We start from the raw sequence: 22,235 nt of genomic DNA, 5'->3' as shown, positions 1-22,235 counted from the left end.
GATCTAGGTGTGGCCCGATGGTGGGCCGGCCGCTGCTGGTAGAACTCGGACGTGGCGCGCTTTGATGTAACGGATGCCGAGTGGGCGTTGATCGAGCCGTGTCTGCCGGTGGCGGCCACCGGGCCGCTGCCGCGACGGGTACGGGATCAGTTCAACGGGATCCTGTGGCGGTTTCGCACCGGGTCCGGCTGGCGTGACGTCCCGGAACGCTACGGGCCCTGGTCCACGCTCTACTCCCGGTTCAACGCCTGGGCCAGGGCCGGGGTGTTCCAATCCCTGATGGACGCGTTGATCGCCGAGGCCGCCTCGCGCGGGCAGGTCGGGCTGGAGCTGGTCAGCGTGGACTCCACGATCGTGCGGGCGCATCAGGAGTCGGCCGGGCTGGCCGTGGCCGGGGAGACCCTTGATGCGCTGGAGCAGGCCCTGACCGAGGAAAAGGGGGCTCCGCTACCGGAGCAGCCACCGGTGCTGCGGGTGATACGCCGCCGGTCACACCCGGCGCGGACGGCAGGGATGGTCCGGACGCGTCGTCGGACCACGATCGTGCCGCCACGCGGCGACGCCGCAGGGCCCGGGCCAAGGCCGCCGGGCTCGGCCGATCCCGGGGCGGGCTGAGCAGCAAGATCCATGCCGCGGTCGACACCCGAGGGCTGCCGCTGGCGTTTGTGCTCACGCCCGGCCAGGCCGCCGACTGCCCGCAGTTCATCACCGTCATGGACAAGATCCGCATTCCCGGTCCGGTCGGCCGGCCCCGCACCCGGCCGGACGCGGTCGCCGCGGACAAGGCGTACTCCTCCCGCGCCAACCGTGCCTACCTGAGGAAACGCCACGTCAAGGCGGTCATCCCGGAGAAGAAGGACCAAGCCGTCAACCGCAGGAAGAAGGGCAGCCGGGGCGGCCGGCCCGTCAGTCACGACACCGATCTCTACAAGGAGCGCAACACCGTTGAACGATGCTTCCAGAAGATCAAGACCTGGCGCGCTCTGGCGACCCGCTACGACAAGGCCCCGGAAAGCTACGAGGCCGGGCTCTATCTCCGAGGTTCGGTCATGTGGCTGAAGCTCCTCACCTCAACCACATGATCCGAACCTCGAACAGCTCCTAGGTCGGCTCCCGGTCGCGGGGCTGGCGGGCTCTGTACTCCTGGGCACGGGCGGCGAGTTCCCGGAAGAACAGCGGTGGTGGTGTGACCTGGCCCTCGCGCCCGATCGGGGATGGCGCCAGCGGTATGAGCAGATCGGTGTTGGGTGAGTGCAACCACAGGGCGACCTGGTAGAGCTCGGGGATCCGCAGGAGTCGGAGGTCGAACCCGGCCAGTCGGAGCTGCGGCAGGGCTCGTGCGGCCCTGACCGCGGTCGCGGTGGCTCCAACGGATGAGCTTCTGTAGAACGTTGGCGGGAAGGTGCGTTCCGGTGTTTCGGAGACTTCGGCGCCGGCGAGCACATTACCGCCGGACTCCAGCAGGAATCGCCAGCCCACCGGCTGCGCCATTTCCAGGCCGCCGTCGGCCTCGATGTCTCGGACGAGCAGTGCGAACACCCGGTGTGGGGTGGACACCTCCACGTCATCCGGGGCGATCTCGCCCAGCAGTTTCGGGCCCTCTCCGCTGGCTCTGGCGATTCGGTCGAGATGGGAGCGTGTTTCGTCCCGAATCCGTCCCGGAGGTTCAGGCATGTTCAACGGCATTGCAAGGCTCCCTGAGGCTAGTTTCGCCGAGTCTTGAAGGTCCTGTTCCAGGTACCGTTCGGGCCGCCCGGGTAACCGCCGAAGAGCGTCTCCCATGCGATCCACATGATGGGAGAGTCCTCCATGCCCTCGTATACCCCGCCCGTGTCCTCCCACGGGTCATGCACCCATACGTGCACCAGTTCACCGGTCTGCGGGCGGTAGCTGTACCCCCAGATGTTGACGATGTGGCCGGAGAGGCCACCGCCCCAGCCGATGTTCATCATGATCGGGCGTCCGGCGTCTATCTCCGCCTTGACCTCGTTCTTCGTCAACTCCCTGAGCCTTCTGACCTCCACCCACCTGCCGCCCGCCCACGACGCGTCGACGAAATACCTGTCACCATCGGCCACCGGGACCTGGACCCCGGCTTCCTGCAGCGGCCCGAAATCCGGCCACCAACCCTGGTTGCAGTCCCCGCGTAACTCGCCATCCGGGCAGCAGCGGAACGGTCGCTGGTCGGCGAGCCTGGAGTCGTCCCTGTTGAGGACTGCGGTGGCGAATCCGCACTGAGTCCAAACCTGCGCGTTGGCGTAGAAGTTCGCGATGCTGATTGTCGTCGCGTTCCAACACCAGAGTGTTTTTTCCTGGTATTGACGCCAGCGCCAGTATGTCGAGCCGAGGCTCTTGACCATTACGCTCTCGTCTGGTTGTGACACGCGACGTCATCCCTTCGCTATGCCGGTTACGTCGTCGCCGTCTTCTCGCAGAAACCCCATCGTTGCGCCTCCTGGCCGGGCCCGGGAGGGCCCACGCCGCTGAGGTTAAGAGAGCCACAACTGCGCTTACAATAATCACAACCCGTCAGGTTGGACCGAAACAAACGGAGTGGGGCCCACATTTCAATTGCGGGCCTCCCGTTACGTCTCGGCCTTCCTTCCGGCCGCGACCAGCAGCGCCCCGCACGGACTTGTCTCCTCGGCACGAACCGCGAGGTCCGGGTCGAAAGCGCCTAAGCCTCGGCCTGGTCGCACGGAAGAGATCGCATCGGCTCTGCCACTCCCGTCCCATCAGCCTCGAAAGAGGACTGCCGTGAAAATCTCCGTCCCGTGGCCTCATCTGGCCACCGGCGCAGCATCTGTGACAGCTTGGTCAGGCGATAGCATCGAGATTAGTTCTCAGAGGGCGTCCGGTATGGGAATCCCCTTTTCATCCGCTTAGCCGCAGCGGAACGCAGAGGGTGGCGTCCCGGATGCGGTGTAAAAGACAGCGGGCGTAGGTTGCCGTGTTGAACCGACCAAAGTTCGCACAGCAGGAGACCTACGCCCGTGGCACGCAGACTATCGCCCACCCAGGCCATCCGCGAGTCGGCCGCAGGATGGGCAGATCGAATCGACATCGTCACCGCGACATGCCCCGACCATCCTGAACTCCGCGCCATCCTCCTGCGGCCCGACGGTCACACCGCCTGGCTGCGCACCGCCGATCACGACCACGGCGACGGCCTCCAGCAGGCGCTACAACACTGGCACGGCTCGACAGCACGACCCGACTCCGCGTCTGCGGGGACGTCCCACTAGGTGTACTCAACCTCTGTGGTCAGTGCACCTAGAGGCCGCTACTGAGAGTCGACTGGTGGATCACTGGGGCGACCCGGGCGCGTGGCGTCGTGGAATCACGAGTCGCGCAGTCGGAGCCATCGCCGCACGACCTCACTCGCCAGGCACTGCGCGGCGCCGACGACCGGCAGGTCGGCGGGGGCGTGAGGCAATGCACACCGGCAGGCAGCCGAGCGGTAACGCGAACACCGGCTTCGCGGCCCCCGTGATCGATCCGGTCGCGGGCCCGTGGAATCTCCGGACTGGCGAATCTGCAAATTACGGCAAAGCTTAAAAGCAGCATGCAATCGGTACGAACTTCACTCCGAAGATAGGAGTGCGGGGGGAGGTCGCATGCCCGACGGACACACGCAGGAACAGCTGACGGCGGTTTTGGACGCGCTGGACGAGAGACTGCCCGGTGTGCGCTACCGGATGCGACGGTTTCCCGACGGCGTCCCCTATCTGCGGCTCACCGATCTCGGGACCAGGCGCGCGGCGCTGTTCCTCCGGGACGGGCGGTGGGTCTATCTCGGTGAGGACAGGACGGGGACCGCGTTCGAAGACGTCGTGGGGCGGTTCGGCGATCCGCCCGAGCGCGTCGTGGGAGGGCTCGCCGCGAGACGGCACGTGCCGGCGCCACGCCCGCGTCCCGTGCGGCTGGCGCGGGCGCTGGGAATCGGCCTGGTCTCCGCGGCCGGTGCCTGGATCTTCGCGGCGGTGATCATAGCCGTGCTGATTCCAGGAGACAGCTACGACTCCTACGACTCCGGCCTCGAGAGCCTCCTCGACGCGTTGACCGTCGTCGCCGGCCTCGGGGTCGGCTGGTGGCTGGCCCTACGCTCCTGGCTCTCCCCTTGACCGGCGCCTGGTTGAAGGCTTGCAGCGAACTTCTGAGGAGGCGAGCATGACCGTCGCGGGTGGTTCCCGGCAGATTCCGAAGCCCATCGCGGGCGTGAGCAACTTCGTCGACGAGCGCATCGGCGCGGGAAACTTCCTCAAACGCAACCTGCGCAAGGTCTTCCCCGACCACTGGTCGTTCCTGCTGGGCGAGATCGCCCTGTACTCGTTCATCATCCTGCTGCTGACCGGTACGTTCCTGACGTTCTTCTTCAAGCCCGGCATGGGCCACGTGGAGTACACCGGCTCCTACCGGGCCCTCAACGGCGTGATGATGTCCGAGGCGTACGCGTCGTCGCTGTCCATCAGTTTCGACGTGCGCGGCGGCCTGCTGATGCGCCAGATGCACCACTGGGCGGCCCTGCTGTTCATCGGCGGCATGATGGTGCACATGCTCCGGGTGTTCTTCACCGGGGCGTACCGCAAGCCGCGCGAGCTGAACTGGCTGATCGGCGTCCTGCTGCTGACCCTGGCCCTGTTCGAGGGCCTGACCGGCTACTCCCTGCCCGACGACCTGCTCTCCGGCGCCGGTCTGCGGATCACCGAGGGCGTGATGATGTCGCTGCCGCTGGTCGGCACCTGGATCACGTTCTTCCTCTTCGGCGGGGAGTACCCGGGTGAAGATGTGATTCCCCGCTTCTACTCGCTGCACATCCTGCTCATCCCGGGCATCCTGCTGGGGTTGATCACCGCCCACCTCATCCTGATGTGGGTGCAGAAGCACACGCAGATGCCGGGCAGGGGCCGCACGAACGAGAACGTGGTGGGCTCCCCGCTCTACCCCGCCTTCATGATCAAGTCGGGCGCCTACTTCATGTTCACGTTCGCGGTCATCGCCGGTCTCGGGACGTTCGCCCAGATCAACCCGATCTGGCTGTTCGGGCCCTACACCCCGGCCGACATCTCGGCGGGCTCGCAGCCCGACTTCTACATGGGCTTCCTGGAGGGCTCACTGCGTCTGATGCCGTCGTGGGAGATCAACCTCTTCGGGACCGCCGGGGGCACCCTCGCGCTGAGCGTGCTCATCCCGGCGCTGGTACCGCTGGGCATCATCATCACCGGCCTGGTGCTGTACCCGTTCATCGAGCGGTGGGTGACCGGTGACAACCGTGAGCACCACGTCGTCGACCGCCCCCGCAACAACCCGCACCGCACCTCGATCGGGATGACGGCGATCACGTTCTACGGTGTGCTGTGGCTGCTCGGCGCCAACGACGAGATCGCGGCGTTCTTCCAGGTCCCGCTGAACTGGACGACCTACATCGGCCGCTTCCTGATCTTCGCGGGTCCGCTGGCGGCCTACATCGTCACCTACCGGATCTGCCTCGGCCTGCAGCGCAGGGACGCCGAGGTCATCGGGCACGGTGTGGAGTCCGGTGTGATCAAGCGACTGCCTCACGGTGAGTACATCGAGGTGCACGCGCCGGCGTCGAAGGACATCGCCGAACACGTACGCGGCAAGCAGCCGATCCCGATGATCAGTGGCGGCACCGACGGCGACGGCATCCCGCCCAAGGGGATGCGCGGCCCGCTCGGCAGGATCCGGGCCACGATGAGCCGGGCCTACGGCGGAGAGAAGGTTCCCCTGGAGGAGGACCGCGAACACGGAGAGGCCGCGCGTGAGGGGCGGCACGCCGAGATCGGCACGGGCGGAGACGACCGCGGCTCCCTGCCCGGCTGAACACCGCGGCTCCCTGCCCGGCCGGTCGCGGACGGCTCAGCCCGGCGGCCCGAGCCCCGGCCTGCCCGCCCCGCTCACCGGCGGGACCGGCCTGCCCGAGGGTGGTTCCTGAGGGCGAAGTCGACGGTGTCCAGAAGCCAGGCCCAGGAGGCGTCGGCCTCGCGCGGGGTGTGGCGGAAGCCGCCCGCCATTTCCAGGCTCACGTATCCGTGGAAGGTGCCGCCCAGGAAGCGCACCGCGTCGGTCTGGTCCGGCTCCGGCAGGTCGTAGCCGCGCAGGAGCGCCCGCATCATCTCCGCGTGCCGGGGGCCGGCGCTGCCGGCCGCGGTCTCCGGGTCGAGCTCGAACCGGGACGCGGCGTACCGGCCCGGGTGCTTCCTGGCGTAGTCGCGGTAGACGTTGGCCAACGCCACGAGCGCGTCCTTGCCCGCGCGCCCGGCCAGCGCGGCGGCGGCCTCGTCGGCCATCTCCTCCAGGGCCAGCAGCGCCACCCGCACCTTCAGTTCTCGCGCGTTCTCGATGTGCGCGTACAGGCTTGGGTCCTTGACTCCGAGCCTGCGCGCGACCGCCGAGCCGGTCACCTTGTCGAAGCCGATCTCGTCGGCCAGCTCCGCCGCCGTCCGGGTGAGGCGTTCGCCGGTGATGCCCGCGCGTGCCATGGATCCTCCTGCAAAACTAACCAGATTAATCATTTGTCTAATCCTATTAGGGAAGCTAGCCTCGCCGGACATGAGACCGATCACCGAAAGCGACATCCGTCGGTCGTTCGCCAACTGCTCCAAGGGCGAGGCCCAGCGCCTGGGCGTCCCCAAAGACCTGGAGGACCAGCCCTGGGACGACCTCGACTTCCTGGGATGGCGAGATCCCGGCGCACCCGAACGCGGTTACCTGGTCGCCGAACGCGACGACGGCGGCCTCGTCGGCATCGCGCTCCGTGCGGCCCCGGGGGCCTCGCGCGGCTTCACCTCGCGCAGCATGTGCTCGCTGTGCCTGACCACCCGCACCAACGGCGGCGTGGCGCTGATGACCGCGCGCCGCACCGGTGAGGCCGGGCGCCAGGGCAACACGGTCGGGCAGTACCTGTGCGCCGACCTGGCCTGCTCCCTCCACACCCGGGGCAAGAAACAGACAGCCGGGGGAGACCTCGACGAAACCCTCTCCGTGGACGAGAAGATCGCCCGCACCCGGGCCAACCTGGCCGCCTTCATCGACAAAGTGATCAAGTAACCTCGCACGCCGGCCCGCGGTCACCGGACGGCGGGCCCCACCCGGAGGCGCCGGACCCCGTTCGCGAGCGCCGGACCCCACTCGAAGGCGCCGGGCTCCGTTCGCGAGCACCGGGCCCCGCCCGAAAGCACCGGTTGCCGGAACCGGCGAACACTCTTCGCCGCCCTCGCCACCCATGGATGCCGGTCGACCGGGTGGCGGCCCGCCGCGGCCGCGGAAGTTCCGGGCCGAAACGCGCGGCGGGAATGGCCATACCTTTTCCCGATATTACGGCGGCTCATATCCCACCGGGGTGCGCGCGGAAACTCGCCGGTGGGCCGACGTTCCACGCCGCGCGCCGCGGGAGCCGGGCGGATCGGTTCACCCGCCCGGCCCTGCGGGTCACAGGGATCACATCCCGGGGGAAGTGCGATACCGATTCCGTCACCCCGGAACGGTGACCGCGAGTGAAATGTCAATTCTTTTCCATTAACCCACCCGGAAAACATGGGAAATCGATAATCCCAGCCCATCCCGGTGATGACGACCGAACTTCCCGCTGATCCGCCGGTCACGTGACGTATTCACCGGATCCCCGACCCGGGGTTTGTCGCGGTCCAGCGAGGAGACCTGCCGCGCATTGCCACCGGCAGTCCATTTCTCCCCATTGACACCCCCAGCACATTTGGAGAACATTCAAAAGATTTTATTGGCTCCGAACGTGATCAGCACGCCCGCCAGCCTCATGGAATGGGCGCATCGGGACAGTCGAGCCGCCGCGACCTCCCGCATGTTCATCGACGTCGTCTCTCCGCCCCGCCCGCCGGACGCGCGCGGGGATCGGGGGACGCCGTGCCGTCGTGCTCGGCACCGCGACCGCAGCGGCACCCGGGACGGTGACCACGCCTGTCCCGGCGCCACCAACGACCACCCCCCAGCCGAGGACAAGGAGCTCAACGGTGAGCGGAGACAGGAAGGGACCGGCACCGGAACGGCCGCCGTGGGGGACCGGGCACGCCGAAGACGGAGAACTCGCCGTCCACGGCGGCGACCCCGTCCGACGCGCGCCGTGGCCCACCTACGACAAGGGAGCCGTCTTCGTCCATCCCGAGGACGAGGAGGCGGCGCTGCGCGCCGTCCGCAGCCACCTCTACTTCCGCTACGACTACCGGGCCCAGCAGGAGACCGAGTGCGGCAGGTTCGAGGAGAAGCTGTGCCGCTACTTCGGAAGCAGGCACGCGCTGGCCGTGTCGAGCGGCACCACCGCGATCGCACTCGCCATCATGGCGGCCGGGATCCCGCCGGGCTCCCTCATCGCCTGCCCGGGCTTCACCTTCGTCGCCACCCCCAGCGCCATCGTCCTCGCCGGGTGCAAGCCCCTCCTGGTGGAGGTGGACGAGAACCTCCACCTCGACCTCGCCGATCTGCGCCGCCGCTGGACCCCGGAGATCAAGGCGATCCTGGTGGTGCACATGCGCGGCTTCGCCGCGGACATGGAGGCGCTGACGCGCTTCGCCGCCGAGATGGGCGTGCCCGTGTTCGAGGACGCCGTACCGGCACTCGGCGCCGAGCTGAACGGCCGCAAACTCGGCACCTTCGGCCTCGCCGGAGCCTTCAGCACCCAGTCGGACAAGTCACTCAACTGCGGCGAGGGCGGTTTCCTGGTCACGGACGACAGCACGCTGTTCGCCCGCGCCGTCGTGCTCTCCGGCGCCTACGAGGGGCGTTTCCGGCGGCACTTCCCGGACGGCGATCCGCCGATCGACACCGATCTCGACTTGCCGCTGCTCAGCTTCCGCATGGACGAGATCCGCGCGGCCCTGCTCCGCGCCGAGATGGAGCGGCTGCCGATCCGCCTGCGCCGCTTCCACCGCAACTACGCCCACGTGGCCGAACGGCTCGCCGACGTCCCCGGCATCGCGATCCGGCAGCCGGTGGCCCCGGGCGCCTATCTCGGTGAGGCGTTCATCTTCCGGGTCCCGGGCGGGGACGCGAAATGGTTCGCCCACGCCCTCTGCCGCGAGGGCATCGACGCGCGCAACCTCGGCTCCGACGAGGACGACAACGTGCGGGTCTTCTGGAACTGGCGGTTCATGTTCGGCGACCGGGACGTCACGGCGATCAAGGCGCTGCTGCCGGACACCACGCGCTACCTGGAGGAGGCGGTCGACATCCCGCTGTCGTCCAGCCTCTCGACGGACGACTGCGACGACCTGGTCAGAGCGGTCCGCAAGGTGGCGCGCGCCATGGAGCGCCGGCCGGAACCGGTACCGCCCGGCGCGGACGGCGAGCGCGGGTACGCCCTCGCCGACCCGGCCCTCGGCCAGGTGGAAGAACCGGTGCCGCTCCCCGTCCGCGCGGAGCGGCCGGTGCCGGCCGCCGAGGCGGCGGACACCGCCCGCGCCGGGCAGCGGCGATGAGCGCACCCGCGGCGAAGACCACGCTCCCGCGCCTCGCCCTCGCCGGGATCTTCGGCGGGCTCTTCTGCGGCTACGTGGGCCTCACTGCGGCGATCCCGGTACTGCCGGGCTTCGTCCGGGAACGGTTCGGCGCCACCGACTTCGCCGTCGGGCTGGTGGTCACGGCGACGGCGCTGACGGCGCTGCTCGTCCGGCCGATCTCCGGGCACCTGGCGGACCGGCACGGTCACCGCCGCGTCATGCAACTGGGTGCGCTGATCGTGGCCGCCGGGGGTGCGCTCTACTTCCTGCCGCTCGGCCTGCCCGCCCTCGTGCTGGTCCGGCTGCTGCTCGGCGTCGGTGAGGCGTCGCTCTTCACCGCGGGCGCCGTGTGGATCGTGTCGATCGCGCCGCACGAGCGCCGCGGGCAGCTGATCGGGCTCTACGGCGTCAGCATGTGGGGCGGCATCTCGGTCGGCACCTTCCTGGGAGCGGCGATGCTGCCCTTCGGCTACGGCGCGGTGTGGGGTTTCAGCGTCGCCGTGGCGCTCGCCGGTCTCGTACTGATCACTTCGGCCCCGGTGCGTCCGCGCGCCGGGCAGCCGGACGGGGGACAGCCGGGCGGGGAGCGGCAGAGCGGCGGGCACGGCCTGCTCGTCCGCCCGGCGCTGCTGCCGGGGACGGCGCTCGGGCTCGCCGCCGCCGGTTACGCCGGGCTGGCCGCCTTCGTCGTCCTCCACCTGCAGGCCCGCGGCGTCGACTCGGGCGTCGTCGTGCTCAGCGGCTTCAGCATCGTCTACGCCGGGACACGGCTGTTCATCGGCCATCTGCCGGACAGGCTCGGGGCACGCCGGGTCGCCGCCTGGTCCGGCGCGGGTGAGGCGGCCGGCCTTCTGATCATCGCCCTGGCGCCGAACCTGCCGGTCGCCGTGCTCGGCAGCCTGGTGATGGGGGTCGGATTCTCGCTGCTGCACCCGTCACTGGCCCTGATGGTGATGGACCGCACCGACCCGGCGAAGCAGGGGGCCGCGATCGGCGCCTACACCTCCTTCTGGGATCTGGGCCTGACCATCTGGGGGCCGCTGATCGGAGTGGTCGCGGCCGGCTTCGGCTACCCCGCCGTGTTCGTCGCCGGCGCGGCCTGCGCGGCGGCGGCCGTGGTCGTGGCGCTGTGCGTCCCCCGGCCGGGCCCGCAGCCGACGACCGCCACCTGAGTTGGGAGCACGTCATGACCGCACCACCGCTCACGATCCTGTGCGTCACCGGCTGGTGCCGCAGCGGCAGCACCATCATCGGCAACGTCCTCAACGAGATACCGGGCTTCTTCCACGTCGGGGAGCTGCACTTCCTGTGGAAGAACGGCGCCGGCAGAGGCGCGAACAGCCTGTGCGGCTGCGGCAGCCCGCTGACCGGGTGCCCGGTCTGGTCGAAGATCCTCCCGGTCGGCAGGCCGCCCGGCATGTCGGCGGAGGACCACGCCGACCTCGTCGTCCGCCGCCAGCTCGCCTGCGTCCGCACCCGGCACACCTGGCGGGTGCTGCGTCGCGGGCTGCATGGCGACGACATCCGTGAACACGCCGCCCTGATGACGCGGACCTATCACGCCGTCGCCGAGCTGACGGGCTCACGCGTGATCGTGGACACGACGAAGATCCCGGGAGAGGCGGCCCTGCTGCCCCACCTGGAAGGGGTGAGGCCCTACTACGTCCACCTGGTGCGCGACCCCCGGGCGGTCGCCCAGTCGTGGAGCCGGCCGAAGGACTACTGCTACGTCATGCCGTCCAGGACGAGCACCGCCTACTGGCACGGCTTCAACCTCGCCTCGCAGGCGATCACCCGGCGTCACCCGGAACGGTCGCTCTTCCTGCGCTATGAGGAGTTCATCGCCGACCCGGCCGGCACGATCGACACCCTGCTGCGGCTGTGCGGCGCCGACCCGGCCGCCAACCCGATGCGGGACCGGACGGTCGAGCTCCGCACCAACCACACGGTCACCGGCAACCCGGATCGCTTCAGCACCGGCACCACCGTCATCCGGGACCGGGACGACTCCTGGAGGACCGAGCTGCCGCTGCCCGCGAAGCTGGCCGCGACGACGCTGTCCTGGCCGCTGTCGTGGCGCTACGGCTACCGGCACGGGGGCCCGCCCCCCGCCGGGACACGACGGGCCCGGACCGCGGCGCCGTCGGCAGAGGAACAGCAGAGCTAGGGCGAAGGGGAAGACGATTGGATCTGGGCCTGGAGAACAAGGTCGCGCTCGTCGCCGGCGGGTCGAGCGGCCTGGGCCTGGCCGCGGCCAGGGAACTGGCCTTGGAAGGCGCGCACGTCGCGATCGGCGCGCGCGACCCCGACCGGCTCGCGGCGGCCGAACGCGACCTCAAGGAGGTGGCGCGCGGACGCGTCCACACCACGGGCGTCGACATCACCGACGGGGCGGCGGCCCGCCGCTGGGTCGACGAGGTCGCCGCCGACTTCGGCGCGCTGCACATCGTCCTGATCAGCGGCGGCGGCCCGCCGGTCGGCACCGCCTCGCGGTTCGAGCCCGCCGAGTACCGGGCGGCCGTCGACGCGGTGCTCCTGCCCGCGGTGGAGCTGGCCCTGGCCGCGTTGCCGCATCTGCGGGCCGCCGGGTGGGGCCGGCTGCTCTTCGTCGCCTCGGAGACGGCGAGCGTCCCCATCGCCCCGCTGGCCCTCTCCGGCGTGACCCGCGCCGCGATCGTGCGTTTCGCCCAGTCCCTCGCCGCGGAGGTCGGCCGAGACGGCATCACCGTCAACGTGCTGGCACCCGGCACCACCCGCACCCCGCCGGTGGAGCGGGCGGCGGCGAAGCTGGCCGGGGACGGCGACGCCGAGGAGCGGCTGCGCGCCATGGGGAGCCACAACGCCCTGGGCCGGCCGGCCCGCCCGGAGGAGTTCGCCGCCGTCGCGGCCTTCCTCGCCGGGGAGCGCGCCTCCTACGTCACCGGCGGGGTCCACCCGGTCGACGGAGGCGCCGGCGTGATGGGGCCGGAACTGCCGCACCTGACGGACGTGCGCAAGGACACCTTCACATGACGGCCGCGGCGATCCCCGCCGGAGGACCACCCCACGCAGGACAGGAAAGGAAGCCGTGATGTCGACGACCGGCCACACCTACACCGAGAGCGAGGTCGGAGACTTCTTCGACCAGACCCTCCAGACCTACCTGAGCTTCTGGGACGGCGACGGCGTCCTGCACACGGGCTACTTCGCCGGTGACGCCGACGACGACTACCTGGCCGCCGCCGACCGCACCTCCGACCTGCTGGCCACGGAGGCGGGCATCGACGGATCCTCCCACGTGCTCGACGTGGGATGCGGCTGCGGCAACTTCCTGCTCTACCTCGCCGGGCGGTTCGGCTGCCGCGGCGCGGGACTCGACCTGAGCGGGGAACGCATCAGGTTCGCCCGGGAGAAACTCGCCGCGGAGAACCGCGACCGCCGGCTCGACATCGAGTTCCACCACGGCTCGGCGACGCGGATGCCGTACGAGCCCGGCACCTTCAGCCACGTCGTCAGCCAGGACGCGCTGTGCCTCGTGCCGGACAAGCCGCGCAGCCACACGGAGATCCACCGGGTGCTCCGGCCCGGCGGGATCTTCGCCTTCTCCGACTTCCTCCAGCCGAAGAAGGAGGTGAGCGAGCGCGCCCGCAGACACGTCTACGACCGCGTCAAGTGGAACGGCGGCTACTCCCTCGTCGGCTACCAGGCCGCCCTGGAGGAGGCCGGGTTCGAGATCCTCTTCGCCCGCAACCTCGAAAAGCACATCAGGCAGACCTACCGGGTGCTGGGCGGCACGGCGACCGAGCGCGCCGAGACGGCACCCGACGCCGCGGCCCGCGACTGGATGCTCGCCTTCGCCACGTCCTGCCGGGAGATCCAGACCGCCATCGACGACGGGGAGTTCGGCTGGGGCATCTTCGTCGCCCGCAAGCGGGACCGCGTCGCGCCGTAACGTCACACTCACGAACGAGGAGACCATGCAACGCACAGATGGCATGAAGCGGACGATGGCGGAGGTCGTCGCCGCGCGGAAGCAGGAGATGTCGCCGGGCCGGATGTTCGTCGAGGCCTGCGCCGCCAAGGGGCTCGACGCCTCCGTCGAGTACGACGTGACGATCACCGACTCGCTGACCAGCTCACGACGGAAACCGCGCTACCCGGCGCGGAACATGCTCAAGGTCGTCGACCTCTCCCGCGACCCGCGACGCTACTACTGGCATGAGAGCCCGCCGCAGCCGGGCGACCCGCAGGTCAACGAGGCCGACCTGCGGCGTGAGGCGGCGAGCCGCTTCCACCGGTCGCCGATCCCGGAGCTGCTCCCCACCACCGCGTGGGTCCAGGTCCCGCCGGACCTGTGGGAAGACGCCGACACCTTCGAGTCCTTCATCAACTACCGGCTGATCGTCCGGCTCGGCACCGCGGAGAACAACACGATCATCCGCGGGGAGGGCGGTCTGCTGAACATCCCGGGGATCGCGCGCATGACGTCGCCGGGGCCGTTCGGCTCGACGATCCTCGCCGCGTGCAACGAGGCCGAGCAGATGGGCGGCACGGCCGACGGCCTGATCATCAACCCCGTCGACTACTACAGGTTCATGGGGCAGGGCGGCCTGATGGACGACCTGGAGCGCAACGGCGTCTTCATCGTGCGGACGCGCCTGGTCGATCCGGGCACGGCCATCGTCGGCGACTTCGGGCACGGCGCCATGCTGTTCGACGCCGGACGCTCGGTGATCCGCTTCGCCGAGCCGCCCCCGGGCACGTTCGCCGAACCCGGGATCGCGCTCATGGCCGAGATCTACGAGCGTGTCGTGATCAACCTTCCGACCAACTTCTTCATCGTGAGCCTGTAGCGGAGCGCACATGTCGACGATGCCCCCTCCGCACGCGGAGCCCACCCGGCACGACCCCGACGTCCTCGTCATCGGCGGCGGCATCGTCGGCCTGTTCTGCGCCTACCACCTGCGCCGCGCCGGCGTCGGCGTGACCGTGCTGGAACGCGGTCCGGTCGGCGGGCCGATGTCGTGCTCCTACGGCAACACCGGTTTCGTCGGCACCCAGGGCTCGACCCCGCTCGCCGAACCCGGGGTGCCCGCCCAGGGGCTGCGCTGGCTGCTCAATCCGGAAAGCCCCTTCTACATCAGACCGCGCTGGGACGGCGAGCTGCTGCGCTGGCTCTGGCACTTCCGCCGCGCCTGCAACGAACACGACGCCAGGGCGGGGTTCGGCGTGCTGGTCGACCTGAAGAAACGCAGCCTCGACATCCTGCGCGAACTCTGCGCGGCCGGTGACCTGGCGCCGTTCTTCACCGCGCAGGGCATGGTGCTGGCGTACAACACGCCGCAGGGGTTCGACAAGGCGTGCCGGTCCGTGCCCGAGGCGGTCGCGCACGGGGTTCCGCTGCGCGTCCTCGGCCCGGGGGAGCTGGACGCGCTCGAACCGGACACCGAGTTCGACGTGCACGGCGCGCTGTACAACGAGGAGGGCGCCTACCTGCGGGTCCCCGACTTCCTCGTGGCGTTCGCCCGCATGCTCGAAGGCATGGGAGTCGAGATCCACCCGCACACCGAGGCCGTCGGCTTCGAGGTCGCGGGCCGCGAGGTGCGGCGGGTACGGACCACACGCGGCGACTTCCACCCCCGGGAGGTCGTCGTCGCCGCCGGAACCTGGTCGGCGGAGTGCGCGCGCAGGCTCGGCGTCGGCCTCATGCTCCAGCCCGCCAAGGGCTACAGCGTCACCGTCAAGGCGCCACGCGACGCGCCGCGACGGCCGCTGCTGCTGGGGGAGGGGAAGGTGGCGCTCGTCCCCCTGGGCGACCGGCTCCGCTTCGGCGGCACCCTGGAGCTGTCGGGCATGGACGCCACGATCTCCCGCCGCCGGGTGGACGGCATCCTGCGGACCGTCCGGACTTACCTCCCGCGGCTGGAGACCACCGAGACCGTCGAGACCTGGAGCGGTTTCCGTCCCTGCACACCGGACGGCATCCCCCTCATCGGACGTGCCGAGCCCTACCGCAACCTCTGTGTGGCGAGCGGCCACGGCCACATCGGCATGGGCCTGGCCCCGGCCGGCGGCAAACTGATCGCCCAGATCATCACCGGTGAACGGCCCGACATCGATCCCGCGCCGTTCCGCGTCGGCCGCCACGGCGGACGCACGCGGCGCCGGACCGGATGACGGGACGCGCGGTGTGACGGACACGGAAAGGACGACCATGACAGGCGGAGCGGGGACGGGACGCGAGGCGGTGATCGGGGTTCTGTGCCTCGACACCTCGTTCACCAAGATCCCGGGGCACATCCGGAACCGGACGACCTTCGACTTCCCCGTCGACTACGAGGTGGTGGAGGGTGCCACCGCCGAACGCGTGGTGAGCCAGGCCGACCCGCGGCTGATCGAGCCGTTCGCGCACGCCGCCCAGAAGCTCGAGGCGCGGGGGGTGGCGGCGATCACCGCGGCCTGCGGCTTCCTGGTCATCTTCCAGCGGCAGCTGGCCGCGGCGGTGCGGGTGCCGCTGTACGCCTCCAGCCTGATCCAGCTGCCCATGGTCCACCGCATGCTCCACCCGGACCAGCGGGTCGGCCTGCTGGTCGCCAAGAAGAGCTCCCTCACCCGGCGTCACCTGGAGGCGATCGGCGGCGAGGACGTCCCGGTCTGCGTCGCCGGCATGGAGGACCAGCCGGAGTTCCGCGAGGTCATGCTGGAGGGCCGGCGCGCCGAGCTCGACGCCGACCGCCTGGGACGTGAGGTGCTGGGCCAGGCGGAACGACTGGCGCGCGACAACCCCGACCTGGGGGCACTCGTCATCGAATGCACCGACCTGGTGCCTTTCACGCACGCGATCCAGGCCCGGATCGGCGTGCCGGTCTTCGACATCGTGACGCTCACCGAGATGGTGTACCGGAGCCTGACCCGCCGTCCCTTCGACGGCCGCGGCGCCTCCCGGCCCGGTGGCCGAACAGGAGCGGGGGAGCCGCCGCAGGCCGGATGAGGCGCCGGGGAACGGGGCCCGCCCACCCGGCCGCCCGGTGTCTCACCGGACGGCGCGTGGAGGCTCAGTCGATCCAGGCCAGGATGGCGTCACCCTCGCCGGCGGTGGCTTCGAAGAACGGAATGACCGGCTCGAACCAGAGACGCACCCATTCGACGTCCTTCTCGTCCCACTTCCCGTGCAACCCATAGCACTTCGACAGCAGCTTCGGGTCGATGCCCCCGATGAGCCCGTCGTAGGACGTGCGGGACAGCGCCTCGGCGGCGATTCTCACCTGGTGGGCGTCCAGATACTTCGGCGGCTGGAGTATCTGGCCGCCCCACTCGCCGACGGGCAGGGTCTTCTCGCCGTCGGCGACGTTCAGGGCGGCGAGGTCGAGGGGGTGACCGGCACGACGCAGGATGATGGAGATCGCCATCCAGGCTTTGTGAACCCACAACTCACGATCATCCGGTAGCCCGGAGGCGAACTCGTAGGCTCCCTCCGGATCCCTGATCATCCTGGTCACCTCGGCGGCGGTGACACGGAGGTAACGTCCGTCCAGACTCATCAGGACATGATAGGGAACGGGCGGACGGCACAGCGGAGATGTCGAAGACCGCCGCGTCACCATTCCCGGGCGGCGACCAACTCCTCCATGTCCGCCTGCGCGAACCCGTACGCCGACGCCACGAACCAGAAGTCCTCGGCGATCACATCCCGTGCGACGGTCTCGATCTCGCTGCCGGCCGCCTCGAACTCCGCCTCCAGCGCGTTGAACTCCTCCGTCGCGGCCTCCGTGAGCGCATAGAGCGCCGTCAGGTCCGGTGGCTGCTCGGCCTCGATCCGCTCGCACAGTCTCAGCAGGATCGCCTTCCCTCTGTCGACGACGCGGTCCGGGAAGTAGTCGTCCTCGTACATGCCCTTGAGGAACGTGTGGTTGGCCACCTGCGGGTTCGTGGGCGACACCGCGATCTCCTGTTCTCGCCGTCGGTCGGTGTCCCGATACTGCACCGTGCCACCGACAACGCCACCGACAACGCCACCGACAGGCCGCCGGAGACGCCACCGGCGACGTCCGCGACGCAGTCCCGGAATCGGCGGGGCGGTGATCCTCCACGCCGAGCCCCTTGCGACAATGCCGGGCATGCAGGGCAACGCGGCCGATCATGGCCCGAGTTCCGCCGCGGGCCCCGCGTCTGACCCGTTGACACCGTTCACCCGCGCCCGGCCGCTGTCGGCGGCGGCGACCGAGACGGACTGCCAGACGACCCTGGCCGGAAAGGAAGAAGTGGCCGATGCGGATTGACCGGCTCGATCACCTGGTGCTGACCGTCGCCGACCTGGAGGCCACGGTTGACTTCTACACCCGGGTGCTGGGAATGACCCCGATCACCTTCGGCGGTGACCGCCGGGCACTGGTCTTCGGCCAGTCGAAAATCAACTTGCATCAGGCGGGTCAGGAGTTCGAGCCCAAAGCCGCCCGCGCGATCCCGGGCAGCGCCGATCTGTGCCTGATCACGACGGACCCGCTGGATCAGGTGATCACTGAGCTGACCGCGCACGGTGTGCCGATCGAGGAAGGACCGGTCCGGCGCACAGGCGCACTCGGCCCGATCGACAGCGTGTACCTGCGCGATCCCGACAGGAACCTGATCGAGATCAGCGTCTACCCGGCGGGTTGACCGCCGGAGCGTCACCCGGCGTCCGGCCCCGAAGACACCGCCCGTGACGGTGTCTTCGGGGCCGGCCGTGGAGGCGCCCGTCAGGCCGGACGCACCCCCGGGTGTGTCTCCTGGTCGTACGGCGGGAGCGCGAGGTGAGCACGAGCACATAGTCGCCTTCGGGCAGGAACAGCGGCATCTTCGGATCATCGGCGACCTTGCCCGTCATCCGCTCCCGAAACGGCCCGGAGTCCTCGCCGGTCATCCGTTCCCCGAAGGGTCCTGCCCCCGGCGTCCCGGGACGTGTTCCCGACAGGGGTTCGGCGACCGTCTCGGCTTCGACAGACCGCGTGTCGTCGGGTGACCGCGGCTGCCACAGCCGGAACACGGTCCTGTCGTCGGCCTCAAGCGTGCGTCCCTCCTGCCGGGACACACGGTGTGCGACATGTCCGGGGTCTCGCCGCAGCCGGTGGCAGGCACCCGCGCCGGTACAGGCATACCGAACACCTCAACTTGAGGAATGATAATGATTATCAGTATATTGATCCATCGTTGCCTGTTCGTCGGCGACCATCCCTTCATCACGACCGTTGGAAACCGAGGTTGCCCCCGTGCCCCAGGATGAGGAACCGCCGCCCAGCAAGGCCAAGCGCGCATGGATCGCCACAGCGTTGGTGCTCATCGTGGTCGTGGGGGCGACTGTCGGTGTCGCGACGCGGTGGGGACGGGGAGGTGAGAGCGCGCCATCCCTGAGTGAACGGCAGAGCCGCGGCACCGATCTCGTCATCGCCGTCGGGGACGTCACCGGTGGCGAGTTCGACCCGTTGAAGGGCTGGGGTTCCAGGCCGGCGCAGATCCGGCTGATCCACAGCTCGCTGCTCACCGTCGATGAGGACGTCAACTTCGTCGGCGACCTGGCCTCCAAGTACTCCGTGAGCGACGACGCGATGACCTGGAGCTTCACGCTTCGGGACAACGCCCGCTGGTCGAACGGTGAGCCGGTCACCGCCCAGGACGTCGTCTTCACCTACGAGACGCTGAAGAAGGACGGCACGCGGTTCGACCTGACGTTCGTCGACCGGATCGACGCCACCGACGAGTCCCGTGTCGAGTTCCACCTGAAAGAGCCACGATCGACCTTCGTCAGCCAGCTCTCGGAGATCCCGATCCTGCCCGCCAAGCATTACGACGCGGACTACTCGAAGGACCCGATCGGGTCCGGCCCGTACACCGTCGTCGACTACCAGCAGGGGCAGCAGCTCATCCTCAAGACGAACCCTCACTGGTACGGGCAGCGGCCGGAGTTCGACAAGCTCACCTTCCTCTTCCTCGGTGAGGACGCGGCGCTCGCCGCCGCGAGGGCCGGGTCCGTCGACATCGCGTACGTCCCGCCGACCTTCGCGGACCAGCGAATCGCCGGAATGACGCTGCAGAGCTTCGAAACCGTCGACTCCCGCGGCCTGTCCCTGCCGACGCTGCCGGCCGGCAACAAGGGCAAGATCCAGGGCAATGACGTCGCGGTCGGCAACGACGTGACCGCGAACCCGGCGATCCACCAGGCGCTGAACATCGGCCTCGATCGTGAGGAGATCACCAAGATCGTGTTGCAGGGCCACGGCCGCCCGGCCTACACCCTTGTCGACGGTCTCCCATGGTTCAACGAGAAGGCGGTGTTCGAGGACGGTCGGGTCGAGGACGCCAAGCGCATCCTCGCCGAGGCCGGCTGGCGCGACTCCGACGGCGACGGAATCGTGGAGAAGGACGGACGCAAGGCCGCCTTCACCCTGATGTACCCGTCGGATGACAAGCTCCGCAGCGACCTCGCGCTGGTGGTGGCGGACCAGGCGCGCGGGCTCGGCATCGAGATCACGACCAGGGGCAGCACCTGGGACGGCATCTATATCGACGGCAAGGCGAACGCCGTGACCTGGGGTGGCGGACGCCATCATGCGCACCAGCTGTATTCGATGTACTCGTCGAAGACCATCGACACCGGCTACAACAACATGCCGCAGTACTCCAACCCGACGGTCGACGGTCACCTCGACCGCGCGCTGTCCGCGACCACCCAGGATAAGGCGAACGAGCACTGGAAGCAGGCACAGTGGGACGGCAAGGCCGGCTTCGCCGGGGAGGACGGCGACGCGCCGATCATCTGGCTCGTCCGGATCGACCACCTCTACCTCGTACGCGACGGGCTGCACCTCGGCGACCAGCCGATCCAGGGCCACGGACACGAGTGGGCGCTGTTCAACACCCTGGTCCAGTGGCGCTGGGAGAAGTGAACGCCCGCAAGGCGATCGGGGCGGTGCCTGTCATGCCGAGATTGATCCTGCTGCGCGTTCTGCGCCTGGGGACCCTGCTGATCGGGGTCTCGGTGCTCGCCTTCACCCTGGTCTACAACTCGCCGATCGACCCGATCCAGGCGTACATCGGCGCCGACGTGAACATCACCGACGAGCAGCTGGCGAAGCTTCGCGAGCACTGGGGCCTGGATCGCTCGCCGGTCGAGCAGTACCTCGCCTGGGCCGGCTCGATGCTCCAGGGCGACTTCGGCACCTCGACGCTCTACAAGGCTCCCGTGATCGACGTCATGGGTGCCCGCTTCGGGGCGTCGCTCGCGTTGATGGGGGTCGCCTGGACGATGTCGGGGGTGCTCGGATACCTGCTCGGGGCGACCGCGGCGATGCACCGTGGACGGCTCGCGGACCGGGTCATCTCGTGGTACAGCTACACCCTCTCCGCGACGCCCACCTTCTGGCTCGGCATCGTCTTCCTCATCGTCTTCTCCGTGTGGCTCGGCTGGTTCCCCGTGGGGCTCGCGGGGCCGCTGGGCGTCCCGGCGGCGGACGTCACGTTCGCCCAGCGGATCCACCATTTCGTGCTGCCCGCGATCACCCTCTCCGCGGTCGGTGTCGCGAACATCGCCATGCACACCCGCGAGAAGATGACGGATGTCCTGAACAGTGACTATGTGGCGTTCGCCCGCGCCAGGGGCGAGAGCGACTCGCAGATCTTCCGCAATCACGGGTTCCGGAACTCCGTGGTCCCCGCGGTGACCCTTCAGTTCGCATACTTCGCGGAGCTCTTCGGAGGCTCGGTGCTCGCCGAGACGGTGTTCTCCTATCCAGGTCTCGGCTCCACCCTGACCGAGGCCGCACTCGGCGGCGACGTCCCGCTGCTGCTGGGCATCGTGCTGGTCAGTGCGGTGTTCGTCTTCACAGGGAACCTGATCGCGGAGGTCGTCAACGCCGCGATCGACCCGCGGGTCCGGAGGAGAGCATGAGCACGCCGGCCGATCACCGCCCGCGACTGCGTGGACGCCGGGACGTCGTCGTCTCGCTCTCCGTCGTGGTGCTCCTGACCACCTGCGTCATCGCAGGCCACCTCTTCTTGAGCGACGCCTCGTTGCGGCCGAACTCCGCGATGCGGTTGTCACCGCCGGGTTTCGAGCACCCGTTCGGGACCGATCATCTCGGTCGCGACCTCTTCACGAGAGTGGTGAAAGGGCTCGCGCTCTCCCTGGGGATCGGCGTGCTCACCGCGGCGATCAGCACGGTGATCTCAGCGGTGCTCGGCATGTGCGCCGCACTCCTCGGCAGGTGGGTCGACGGCTTCGTCTCATGGCTCATCGATCTCTCCATCGGCGTCCCGCACCTGATCTTCATGGTGCTGCTCGCCTTCACCGTCGGAGGCGGGATCCCGGGCATCGTCCTGGGCATAGCGTTCACCCACTGGATGTCGCTCGCGCTGCTGGTCAGAGCCGATGTGAAGCAGATCCGCGGCGCGGAGTTCATCCTCGTCTCACGCGGACTCGGCAGGTCGCCGCTCTTCATCGCGTGGCGGCACGTCCTGCCGCTCGTGCTGCCTCAGCTCCTGGTGGGATTCGTCCTCATGTTCCCGCACGTGATCCTGCATGAGGCCGCGCTCACTTTTCTCGGGTTCGGGTTCTCGCCGCAGACGCCTGCGATCGGCATCCTCCTGTCTGAGGGGATGCCGCACATCTCAAGCGGGATGTGGTGGCTCGCGGTGTTCCCCGGTCTCACGCTTCTGCTGGTCGTGCTCAGCTTCGCGCGACTCGGCGACCGGGTGCGCACCTTGCTCGACCCGGCGACATCGAACGGATGAGGG

At 69.2% G+C, this 22,235-nt stretch carries 22 protein-coding genes and 1 pseudogene; 18 read left to right on the top strand and 5 right to left on the bottom strand.

Annotation, left to right across the window (positions count from 1 at the left end):
- The first annotated feature begins 51 nt into the window (after nt 1-51).
- Nucleotides 52-1,082, top strand: a pseudogene (locus F4562_RS33710) (IS5 family transposase).
- A 19-nt stretch (nt 1,083-1,101) separates the two neighbouring features.
- On the opposite strand, the gene F4562_RS33705 reads toward F4562_RS33710, so the two are convergent.
- Nucleotides 1,102-1,557, bottom strand: coding sequence for a hypothetical protein (locus tag F4562_RS33705; protein WP_246473631.1), 456 nt, complete (start codon nt 1,555-1,557; stop codon nt 1,102-1,104).
- A gap of 146 nt (nt 1,558-1,703) precedes the next feature.
- Nucleotides 1,704-2,360 (bottom strand): C39 family peptidase, encoded by a 657-nt coding sequence (locus F4562_RS33700; protein WP_184548501.1) that lies wholly within the window; start codon nt 2,358-2,360, stop codon nt 1,704-1,706.
- 633 nt (nt 2,361-2,993) lie between these two features.
- Here F4562_RS33700 and F4562_RS33695 point away from each other — a divergent pair.
- From F4562_RS33695 to qcrB, 3 genes are all read left to right on the top strand, one after another.
- Entirely contained in the window at nt 2,994-3,245 is a 252-nt protein-coding gene (locus tag F4562_RS33695; protein WP_184548503.1) for an aromatic-ring hydroxylase C-terminal domain-containing protein, read from the top strand.
- Between the two features lie 372 nt (nt 3,246-3,617).
- Nucleotides 3,618-4,124 carry a hypothetical protein gene (locus F4562_RS33690; RefSeq protein WP_184548505.1) on the top strand — a complete coding sequence of 169 codons (507 nt, stop codon included), beginning with the start codon at nt 3,618-3,620 and terminating at the stop codon, nt 4,122-4,124.
- A 46-nt stretch (nt 4,125-4,170) separates the two neighbouring features.
- Nucleotides 4,171-5,844 carry a cytochrome bc1 complex cytochrome b subunit gene (qcrB, locus tag F4562_RS33685; RefSeq protein ID WP_184548507.1) on the top strand — a complete coding sequence of 558 codons (1,674 nt, stop codon included), beginning with the start codon at nt 4,171-4,173 and terminating at the stop codon, nt 5,842-5,844.
- A gap of 74 nt (nt 5,845-5,918) precedes the next feature.
- On the opposite strand, the gene F4562_RS33680 is transcribed toward qcrB, so the two are convergent.
- On the bottom strand, nt 5,919-6,503 hold the full coding sequence (locus F4562_RS33680) for a TetR/AcrR family transcriptional regulator (RefSeq protein ID WP_184548509.1): 585 nt from the start codon (nt 6,501-6,503) through the stop codon (nt 5,919-5,921).
- A 70-nt stretch (nt 6,504-6,573) separates the two neighbouring features.
- Here F4562_RS33680 and F4562_RS33675 point away from each other — a divergent pair, with 70 nt between their 5' ends.
- From F4562_RS33675 to F4562_RS33635, 9 genes are all read left to right on the top strand, one after another.
- Complete coding sequence (locus F4562_RS33675) at nt 6,574-7,071, top strand: FBP domain-containing protein (RefSeq protein WP_184548512.1); 498 nt, start codon at nt 6,574-6,576, stop codon at nt 7,069-7,071.
- Nucleotides 7,072-8,009: 938 nt separating this feature from the next.
- Nucleotides 8,010-9,470 carry a DegT/DnrJ/EryC1/StrS family aminotransferase gene (locus F4562_RS33670; protein ID WP_311734294.1) on the top strand — a complete coding sequence of 487 codons (1,461 nt, stop codon included), beginning with the start codon at nt 8,010-8,012 and terminating at the stop codon, nt 9,468-9,470.
- Nucleotides 9,467-10,663: an MFS transporter gene (locus F4562_RS33665; RefSeq protein ID WP_184548514.1), complete on the top strand. Its 1,197-nt coding sequence runs from the start codon at nt 9,467-9,469 to the stop codon at nt 10,661-10,663. The genes F4562_RS33670 and F4562_RS33665 overlap by 4 nt, the downstream gene beginning before the upstream one ends.
- A 14-nt stretch (nt 10,664-10,677) precedes the next feature.
- The gene (locus F4562_RS33660; RefSeq protein WP_184548515.1) at nt 10,678-11,658 is read left to right on the top strand and encodes a sulfotransferase; all 981 of its coding nucleotides are present in this window, start codon (nt 10,678-10,680) and stop codon (nt 11,656-11,658) included.
- Nucleotides 11,659-11,675: 17 nt separating this feature from the next.
- Nucleotides 11,676-12,503, top strand: coding sequence for an SDR family NAD(P)-dependent oxidoreductase (locus F4562_RS33655; protein ID WP_184548517.1), 828 nt, complete (start codon nt 11,676-11,678; stop codon nt 12,501-12,503).
- Between the two features lie 58 nt (nt 12,504-12,561).
- On the top strand, nt 12,562-13,422 hold the full coding sequence (locus tag F4562_RS33650) for a class I SAM-dependent methyltransferase (protein WP_184548519.1): 861 nt from the start codon (nt 12,562-12,564) through the stop codon (nt 13,420-13,422).
- Between the two features lie 25 nt (nt 13,423-13,447).
- Nucleotides 13,448-14,323 carry a family 3 encapsulin nanocompartment shell protein gene (locus tag F4562_RS33645; protein WP_184548522.1) on the top strand — a complete coding sequence of 292 codons (876 nt, stop codon included), beginning with the start codon at nt 13,448-13,450 and terminating at the stop codon, nt 14,321-14,323.
- A gap of 10 nt (nt 14,324-14,333) precedes the next feature.
- Nucleotides 14,334-15,647 carry an NAD(P)/FAD-dependent oxidoreductase gene (locus tag F4562_RS33640; protein ID WP_184548524.1) on the top strand — a complete coding sequence of 438 codons (1,314 nt, stop codon included), beginning with the start codon at nt 14,334-14,336 and terminating at the stop codon, nt 15,645-15,647.
- A 37-nt stretch (nt 15,648-15,684) separates the two neighbouring features.
- Nucleotides 15,685-16,461 carry an aspartate/glutamate racemase family protein gene (locus F4562_RS33635; protein ID WP_184548526.1) on the top strand — a complete coding sequence of 259 codons (777 nt, stop codon included), beginning with the start codon at nt 15,685-15,687 and terminating at the stop codon, nt 16,459-16,461.
- A gap of 64 nt (nt 16,462-16,525) precedes the next feature.
- Here the strand turns inward: F4562_RS33635 and F4562_RS33630 are convergent, their stop codons facing one another.
- Complete coding sequence (locus F4562_RS33630) at nt 16,526-17,011, bottom strand: DUF1877 family protein (RefSeq protein ID WP_184548528.1); 486 nt, start codon at nt 17,009-17,011, stop codon at nt 16,526-16,528.
- Nucleotides 17,012-17,067: 56 nt separating this feature from the next.
- Nucleotides 17,068-17,409: a DUF5713 family protein gene (locus tag F4562_RS35590; protein WP_184548530.1), complete on the bottom strand. Its 342-nt coding sequence runs from the start codon at nt 17,407-17,409 to the stop codon at nt 17,068-17,070.
- A gap of 178 nt (nt 17,410-17,587) precedes the next feature.
- Here F4562_RS35590 and F4562_RS33620 point away from each other — a divergent pair, with 178 nt between their 5' ends.
- The 5 genes from F4562_RS33620 (at nt 17,588) to F4562_RS33600 (ending at nt 22,232) form a co-directional block, all read left to right on the top strand.
- On the top strand, nt 17,588-17,749 hold the full coding sequence (locus F4562_RS33620) for a hypothetical protein (protein WP_184548532.1): 162 nt from the start codon (nt 17,588-17,590) through the stop codon (nt 17,747-17,749).
- Entirely contained in the window at nt 17,739-18,125 is a 387-nt protein-coding gene (locus F4562_RS33615) for a VOC family protein (protein WP_184548534.1), read from the top strand. Before F4562_RS33620 ends, F4562_RS33615 begins: the two co-directional genes overlap by 11 nt.
- Nucleotides 18,126-18,715: 590 nt before the next feature.
- Nucleotides 18,716-20,389 (top strand): ABC transporter substrate-binding protein, encoded by a 1,674-nt coding sequence (locus tag F4562_RS33610; RefSeq protein ID WP_221207922.1) that lies wholly within the window; start codon nt 18,716-18,718, stop codon nt 20,387-20,389.
- Nucleotides 20,390-20,421: 32 nt separating this feature from the next.
- Complete coding sequence (locus F4562_RS33605) at nt 20,422-21,390, top strand: ABC transporter permease (protein ID WP_184548536.1); 969 nt, start codon at nt 20,422-20,424, stop codon at nt 21,388-21,390.
- Nucleotides 21,387-22,232, top strand: a complete 846-nt coding sequence (locus F4562_RS33600; RefSeq protein WP_184548538.1) for an ABC transporter permease — start codon at nt 21,387-21,389, stop codon at nt 22,230-22,232. Before F4562_RS33605 ends, F4562_RS33600 begins: the two co-directional genes overlap by 4 nt.
- Nucleotides 22,233-22,235: the final 3 nt, after the last annotated feature.

Origin of the sequence: Streptosporangium becharense (genome assembly GCF_014204985.1) — a bacterium.
GTDB lineage: Bacteria > Actinomycetota > Actinomycetes > Streptosporangiales > Streptosporangiaceae > Streptosporangium > Streptosporangium becharense.
Note: the sequence above shows the minus strand (reverse complement) of the source record. Positions and strands in the feature narration are given on the sequence as shown.

Bases quoted from the DNA above. Each gene is read 5' to 3' on its own strand.
- F4562_RS33700 (WP_184548501.1), bottom strand. From the start codon at position 2,360: ATGGTCAAGAGCCTCGGCTCGACATACTGGCGCTGGCGTCAATACCAG.
- F4562_RS33690 (WP_184548505.1), top strand. From the start codon at position 3,618: ATGCCCGACGGACACACGCAGGAACAGCTGACGGCGGTTTTGGACGCG.
- qcrB (WP_184548507.1), top strand. From the start codon at position 4,171: ATGACCGTCGCGGGTGGTTCCCGGCAGATTCCGAAGCCCATCGCGGGC.
- F4562_RS33680 (WP_184548509.1), bottom strand. From the start codon at position 6,503: ATGGCACGCGCGGGCATCACCGGCGAACGCCTCACCCGGACGGCGGCG.
- F4562_RS33675 (WP_184548512.1), top strand. From the start codon at position 6,574: ATGAGACCGATCACCGAAAGCGACATCCGTCGGTCGTTCGCCAACTGC.
- F4562_RS33665 (WP_184548514.1), top strand. From the start codon at position 9,467: ATGAGCGCACCCGCGGCGAAGACCACGCTCCCGCGCCTCGCCCTCGCC.
- F4562_RS33660 (WP_184548515.1), top strand. From the start codon at position 10,678: ATGACCGCACCACCGCTCACGATCCTGTGCGTCACCGGCTGGTGCCGC.
- F4562_RS33650 (WP_184548519.1), top strand. From the start codon at position 12,562: ATGTCGACGACCGGCCACACCTACACCGAGAGCGAGGTCGGAGACTTC.
- F4562_RS33645 (WP_184548522.1), top strand. From the start codon at position 13,448: ATGCAACGCACAGATGGCATGAAGCGGACGATGGCGGAGGTCGTCGCC.
- F4562_RS33640 (WP_184548524.1), top strand. From the start codon at position 14,334: ATGTCGACGATGCCCCCTCCGCACGCGGAGCCCACCCGGCACGACCCC.
- F4562_RS33635 (WP_184548526.1), top strand. From the start codon at position 15,685: ATGACAGGCGGAGCGGGGACGGGACGCGAGGCGGTGATCGGGGTTCTG.
- F4562_RS33630 (WP_184548528.1), bottom strand. From the start codon at position 17,011: ATGAGTCTGGACGGACGTTACCTCCGTGTCACCGCCGCCGAGGTGACC.
- F4562_RS33620 (WP_184548532.1), top strand. From the start codon at position 17,588: ATGCAGGGCAACGCGGCCGATCATGGCCCGAGTTCCGCCGCGGGCCCC.
- F4562_RS33615 (WP_184548534.1), top strand. From the start codon at position 17,739: ATGCGGATTGACCGGCTCGATCACCTGGTGCTGACCGTCGCCGACCTG.
- F4562_RS33605 (WP_184548536.1), top strand. From the start codon at position 20,422: ATGCCGAGATTGATCCTGCTGCGCGTTCTGCGCCTGGGGACCCTGCTG.
- F4562_RS33600 (WP_184548538.1), top strand. From the start codon at position 21,387: ATGAGCACGCCGGCCGATCACCGCCCGCGACTGCGTGGACGCCGGGAC.